Source organism: Methylobacillus gramineus (genome assembly GCF_020532675.1).
In the GTDB taxonomy this organism is placed as follows: Bacteria; Pseudomonadota; Gammaproteobacteria; order Burkholderiales; family Methylophilaceae; genus Methylobacillus; species Methylobacillus gramineus.
Genome location: NZ_JAJAVE010000004.1, coordinates 1 through 5,422 on the forward strand (window position 1 = coordinate 1; position 5,422 = coordinate 5,422).

The following is a 5,422-nucleotide window of genomic DNA, read 5'->3' on the forward strand; positions in this document are numbered from 1 at the left end:
CTCGCTGATTGATAAACGATCAGCGGCGAGTTAGAAAAGAAGTAAACCGCTCTTTAACAAATTGAACAACCGATAGGTGTGAGTGCTTGTAGGTTAGTGCGAATCGACACTTATTTAATAAGTGTTGTGAAACTCAAAATACAAGTGCTTAACACCTTAAATGAAATCTGTAACTTATGTTACACCTAAGATTCATTTGAGATTAAGCCAAGCGATATACCGACCTCGAAAGAGGTCAAACAAGTAATAGTCGGAATTAAACTGAAGAGTTTGATCCTGGCTCAGATTGAACGCTGGCGGCATGCTTTACACATGCAAGTCGAACGGTAACAGAGAGAAGCTTGCTTCTCTGCTGACGAGTGGCGAACGGGTGAGTAATATATCGGAACGTGTCCATTAGAGGGGGATAACTAGTCGAAAGATTAGCTAATACCGCATACGCCCTGAGGGGGAAAGTGGGGGATCTTCGGACCTCACGTTAATGGAGCGGCCGATATCTGATTAGCTAGTTGGTAGGGTAAAAGCCTACCAAGGCGACGATCAGTAGCTGGTCTGAGAGGATGATCAGCCACACTGGGACTGAGACACGGCCCAGACTCCTACGGGAGGCAGCAGTGGGGAATTTTGGACAATGGGCGCAAGCCTGATCCAGCCATGCCGCGTGAGTGAAGAAGGCCTTCGGGTTGTAAAGCTCTTTCGCAAGGAAAGAAAACTTACATGTAAATAATATGTGAGGTTGACGGTACCTTGATAAGAAGCACCGGCTAACTACGTGCCAGCAGCCGCGGTAATACGTAGGGTGCAAGCGTTAATCGGAATTACTGGGCGTAAAGCGAGCGCAGGCGGTTTTGTAAGTCAGATGTGAAAGCCCCGGGCTCAACCTGGGAACTGCGTTTGAAACTACAAGGCTAGAGTATGGGAGAGGGGGGTAGAATTCCACGTGTAGCAGTGAAATGCGTAGAGATGTGGAGGAATACCAATGGCGAAGGCAGCCCCCTGGCCTAATACTGACGCTCAGGCTCGAAAGCGTGGGGAGCAAACAGGATTAGATACCCTGGTAGTCCACGCCCTAAACGATGTCAACTAGTTGTTGGGAGAGTAAAATCTCTTAGTAACGCAGCTAACGCGTGAAGTTGACCGCCTGGGGAGTACGGTCGCAAGATTAAAACTCAAAGGAATTGACGGGGGCCCGCACAAGCGGTGGATTATGTGGATTAATTCGATGCAACGCGAAAAACCTTACCTGGCCTTGACATGCCACTAACGAAGCAGAGATGCATTAGGTGCCCGAAAGGGAAAGTGGACACAGGTGCTGCATGGCTGTCGTCAGCTCGTGTCGTGAGATGTTGGGTTAAGTCCCGCAACGAGCGCAACCCTTGCCAATAATTGCCATCATTCAGTTGGGCACTTTATTGGGACTGCCGGTGACAAACCGGAGGAAGGTGGGGATGACGTCAAGTCCTCATGGCCCTTATGGCCAGGGCTTCACACGTAATACAATGGTCGGTACAGAGGGTTGCCAACCCGCGAGGGGGAGCTAATCTCAGAAAGCCGATCGTAGTCCGGATTGTAGTCTGCAACTCGACTACATGAAGTCGGAATCGCTAGTAATCGCGGATCAGCATGTCGCGGTGAATACGTTCCCGGGCCTTGTACACACCGCCCGTCACACCATGGGAGTGGGTTTCACCAGAAGTAGGTAGCCTAACCGCAAGGAGGGCGCTTACCACGGTGGGATTCATGACTGGGGTGAAGTCGTAACAAGGTAGCCGTATCGGAAGGTGCGGCTGGATCACCTCCTTTCTAGAGTATGCCTGGCTTGCAAGCATTCACACTTATCGGTTGTTTAAAGAGCGCAACAAAGATTGGCCTTAAGGGTCTGTAGCTCAGCTGGTTAGAGCACCGTCTTGATAAGGCGGGGGTCGTTGGTTCGAGCCCAACCAGACCCACCAGATTACGGAAGTAATAGGGGGATTAGCTCAGCTGGGAGAGCACCTGCTTTGCAAGCAGGGGGTCGTCGGTTCGATCCCGTCATCCTCCACCAATACTTTGTTGAAAAGTTAGAAATAAGTGCAGCGTGCTGTGTTTATTTCTGGCTTTTAAAAGCTGGATTGATCTTTAACAAAATGGAAGAAGTAAAGAGAACACAAGAACTTTGTGATGAGGTTGTTGTGTTCAAATGGGTAATTTGATTGCAAAATCGAAACATTTGAACGACGTTGGTTCGCAAGAATTAACAGTTCAAATTAGTTTGATCGCATCAGCTTGGTGCGATCAGATGAAGTGCTTTAGAAAACCTGTAACGGATGTCTCATGCATCACGGGATTTGAGTTTAAAAGGGCTCAGGTTTTAACGTTATAGGGTCAAGCGAATAAGTGCATGTGGTGGATGCCTTGGCGATTACAGGCGATGAAGGACGTGGTAGCCTGCGTAAAGTCTCGGGGAGCTGGCAAACAAGCTTTGATCCGGGAATGTCCGAATGGGGAAACCCACCCGCAAGGGTAACCTTCTCTGAATATATAGGGGAAAGGTGGCGAACTGAGTGAACTGAAACATCTAAGTAGCTCAAGGAAAAGAAATCAACCGAGATTCCGGAAGTAGTGGCGAGCGAACCCGGAAGAGCCTGTTATTTTTAGCATACGCGTTAGTAGAACGGAATGGAAAGTCCGGCCATAGAGGGTGATAGCCCCTTATACGAAAACCCGTTTGTGGAACTAGGATAACGACAAGTAGGGCGGGACACGTGAAATCCTGTCTGAACATGGGGGGACCATCCTCCAAGGCTAAATACTCGTAATCGACCGATAGTGAACTAGTACCGTGAGGGAAAGGCGAAAAGAACCCCGGGAGGGGAGTGAAATAGATCCTGAAACCGCATGCATACAAACAGTGGGAGCGGACTTGTTCCGTGACTGCGTACCTTTTGTATAATGGGTCAGCGACTTACATTCAGTAGCAAGCTTAACCGATAGGGGAGGCGCAGCGAAAGCGAGTCCGAATAGGGCGTTCAGTTGCTGGGTGTAGACCCGAAACCAAGTGATCTATCCATGGCCAGGATGAAGGTGCCGTAACAGGTACTGGAGGTCCGAACCCACTAATGTTGAAAAATTAGGGGATGAGCTGTGGATAGGGGTGAAAGGCTAAACAAACTTGGAAATAGCTGGTTCTCTCCGAAAACTATTTAGGTAGTGCCTCGTATATCACTCTTGGGGGTAGAGCACTGTTATGGCTAGGGGGTTCATAAGAACTTACCAAACCATTGCAAACTCCGAATACCGAGAAGTGCAATTACGGGAGACAGACCATGGGTGCTAACGTCCGTGGTCAAGAGGGAAACAACCCAGACCGACAGCTAAGGTCCCAAATGACGTGCTAAGTGGAAAACGAAGTGGGAAGGCACAGACAGCCAGGAGGTTGGCTTAGAAGCAGCCATCCTTTAAAGAAAGCGTAATAGCTCACTGGTCGAGTCGTCCCGCGCGGAAGATGTAACGGGGCTAAGCACGTAACCGAAGCTTCGGATGCGCGTACTATTTATAGTATGTTGCATGGTAGGAGAGCGTTCTGTAGGCCTGTGAAGGTGTTCTGTGAGGAATGCTGGAGGTATCAGAAGTGCGAATGCTGACATGAGTAGCGATAAAGGGAGTGAAAAGCTCCCTCGCCGAAAGCCCAAGGTTTCCTGCGCAACGTTCATCGGCGCAGGGTGAGTCGGCCCCTAAGGTGAGGCAGAGATGCGTAGCTGATGGGAAACAGGTTAATATTCCTGTACTTTTATGTAATGCGATGTGGGGACGGAGAAGGTTAGGTCAGCCATCTGTTGGAATAGGTGGTTCAAGCGTGTAGGGAGATCTCTTAGGCAAATCCGGGAGGTCAATTCTGAGGCGTGATAACGAGGCACTTCGGTGCTGAAGTGATTGATACCAAGCTTCCAAGAAAAGCCACTAAGCTTCAGTTACATAAAAACCGTACCGCAAACCGACACAGGTGGGCAGGATGAGAATTCTAAGGCGCTTGAGAGAACCCGGGAGAAGGAACTCGGCAAATTAGCACCGTAACTTCGGGAGAAGGTGCGCCCCGGTAGGGTGAAGGACTTCGCGTCCGGAGCTTGATGGGGTTGCAGTGAAAAGGTGGCTGCGACTGTTTAATAAAAACACAGCACTGTGCAAACACGAAAGTGGACGTATACGGTGTGACGCCTGCCCGGTGCCGGAAGGTTAAATGATGGGGTGCAAGCTCTTGATTGAAGCCCCGGTAAACGGCGGCCGTAACTATAACGGTCCTAAGGTAGCGAAATTCCTTGTCGGGTAAGTTCCGACCCGCACGAATGGCGTAACGATGGCCACACTGTCTCCTCTCGGGACTCAGCGAAGTTGAAATGTTTGTGAAGATGCAATCTACCCGCGGCTAGACGGAAAGACCCCATGAACCTTTACTGTAGCTTTACATTGGACTTTGACAAGATTTGTGTAGGATAGGTGGGAGACTTTGAAGCAGGGACGCTAGTTCTTGTGGAGTCAACCTTGAAATACCACCCTGATGTTGTTGAGGTTCTAACCTAGGTCCATAATCTGGATCGGGGACCGTGTATGGTGGGCAGTTTGACTGGGGCGGTCTCCTCCCAAAGAGTAACGGAGGAGTGCGAAGGTAACCTAGGTACGGTCGGAAATCGTACTGATAGTGCAATGGCATAAGGTTGCTTGACTGCGAGACGGACAGGTCGAGCAGGTGCGAAAGCAGGTCATAGTGATCCGGTGGTTCTGTATGGAAGGGCCATCGCTCAACGGATAAAAGGTACTCTGGGGATAACAGGCTGATTCCTCCCAAGAGTTCATATCGACGGGGGAGTTTGGCACCTCGATGTCGGCTCATCACATCCTGGGGCTGTAGCCGGTCCCAAGGGTATGGCTGTTCGCCATTTAAAGTGGTACGTGAGCTGGGTTTAAAACGTCGTGAGACAGTTTGGTCCCTATCTGCCGTGGGCGTTGGAAGTTTGAGGGGGGCTGCTCCTAGTACGAGAGGACCGGAGTGGACGGATCTCTGGTGGACCGGTTGTCACGCCAGTGGCATCGCCGGGTAGCTAAATCCGGAAGAGATAAGCGCTGAAAGCATCTAAGCGCGAAACTTGCCTCAAGATGAGACTTCCCTTGTGCCTTGAGCACACTAAAGAGTCGTTCGAGACCAGGACGTTGATAGGTCGGGTGTGGAAGTGCAGTAATGCATTAAGCTAACCGATACTAATTGCTCGTGAGGCTTGATCCTATAACCTTGAAACTTGAGTCATATCAAGTGAAGGTTGTTCTAAAGCGGCAATCAAATAACCCGAATACTTTACTTCTTCTATTTGTTGAAGATGAATTTGCTACGCAAATTCCATCAGATTAACAGTGCTTGAGCTTAATTGCGCAAGGACTAACGGTTATGTCT

At 49.7% G+C, this 5,422-nt stretch carries 2 tRNA genes and 2 rRNA genes; all 4 read left to right on the plus strand.

From position 1 onward, the window contains the following. Positions 1 to 258 precede the first annotated feature (258 nt). The 4 genes from LG201_RS14315 (at position 259) to LG201_RS14330 (ending at position 5,257) form a co-directional block, all read left to right on the plus strand. A 16S ribosomal RNA gene (locus tag LG201_RS14315) occupies positions 259 to 1,803 on the plus strand. A 72-nt stretch (positions 1,804 to 1,875) separates the two neighbouring features. After that, positions 1,876 to 1,952, plus strand: a tRNA-Ile gene (locus LG201_RS14320). Between the two features lie 16 nt (positions 1,953 to 1,968). Further along, positions 1,969 to 2,044: transfer RNA gene (locus LG201_RS14325), tRNA-Ala, on the plus strand. A gap of 318 nt (positions 2,045 to 2,362) precedes the next feature. Then, positions 2,363 to 5,257, plus strand: a 23S ribosomal RNA gene (locus LG201_RS14330). The 16S and 23S rRNA genes sit together here with 2 tRNA genes alongside, the layout of an rRNA operon. The last annotated feature ends 165 nt before the right edge of the window (positions 5,258 to 5,422 follow it).